At 50.3% G+C, this 1290-nt stretch carries 1 protein-coding gene and 1 pseudogene; both read left to right on the top strand.

Annotation, left to right across the window (positions count from 1 at the left end; translation table 11 throughout):
• A partial coding sequence (locus ASN18_RS17685) for an FG-GAP repeat domain-containing protein (RefSeq protein WP_236861856.1) occupies positions 1–1075 on the top strand: 1075 nt, incomplete at its 5' end.
• A pseudogene (locus ASN18_RS17680) lies at positions 1072–1290 on the top strand (FG-GAP repeat domain-containing protein); the annotation flags it as partial. The gene ASN18_RS17685 and the pseudogene ASN18_RS17680, both read left to right, overlap by 4 nt.

Genomic DNA, 1290 nt, shown 5'->3' with positions numbered 1-1290 from the left:
TACGGTAACTCAGGACAGCCTGAATAGTTTCACGCTTACCGTTACAAAGGCAGGCTCAGGTACGGGTACGGTCACGGCCAGCACAGGCACTCTCACATGGAGCGGCAATTCGGGTGCTGGGTCATACTCCACAGGAACGGCTGTATATCTGACGGCAGCGGCTGGTACTGGTTCGACATTCGCGGGCTATACGGGATGCGATACGACATACTCAAACGGTTGTTACGTTTCTATGTCATCATCAAAATCCGTAACTGCCACGTTCAGTGGCGGCGGTAAACGCACCCTGACGGTTGTAAAATCTGGATCAGGCTCCGGCTCAGTAACGGCATCTACCGGTACTCTATCTTGGAGCGGCAACACTGCTATCATAACATACAACTCCGACACACAGCAGGTAACTTTGACGGCAGTCCCAGGTTCAGGCTCGACGTTTGAATCATGGACTGGATGTGATTCCCTCTATAACACCATGTGCGGTCTTTCGATGACCACAGACAAGACTGTTACAGTCTCATTCAAAGTCAACCCTAAGGCCAAGCAAAGCAAGTTTGACTTCGACAACGACGGCAATTCAGACATCTTGTGGAGAGACAAGGTATATGGATATAACGTGGCGTGGCTGATGAACGGCGCGACCGTAAAAAGCGCGAAATACCTCGATAGCGTTACAGACCCATCGTGGACAATTGCCGGTGCAGGACGCTTCAATCAGGACAATCAGACCGGTATCCTTTGGAGAAATCAAATGACCGGTACTACAGCCATATGGCTTTACAACGGTACTGTATCAAGCGGCGGCGCTCAACTGGGTACTATATCAGACATAACCTGGGATATTGTCTCTGCCGGAGATACAGACAGCGACGGTAACAGCGAAGTGATATGGAGAAACAATACCAATGGGTATCCAAGTGGAAAATCGAGAAGTCAGTCGCGACTTCAATGGTGCTGCTGCCGACATTCAGCGATACGAACTGGAAAATCGCAGGAACGGGGGATTTCTATGGCGACAACACGGTATCAATCCTCTGGCGCCACAAACTCTACGGTTATAACGCCCTCTGGCGTATGAGCGGCGACAGCGTAAGCAGCACAGAGTTCATGCCGACATTGTCTGATGTCAACTGGGACATCGCTGCCACAGGAGACTACAACAGCGACGGCATCACAGATATAGTATGGCGGCATAAGACCTCTGGTCAGAATGTAATATGGCTGATAAACGGAGTCTACGTAACAGACATGGTAACACTGCCCACGCTTTCAGATTTGAACTGGGAAATCGCA

Source organism: Candidatus Magnetominusculus xianensis (assembly GCA_001541255.1).
GTDB lineage: Bacteria > Nitrospirota > Thermodesulfovibrionia > Thermodesulfovibrionales > Magnetobacteriaceae > Magnetominusculus > Magnetominusculus xianensis.
This window is presented reverse-complemented; position numbering and strand designations above follow the sequence as displayed.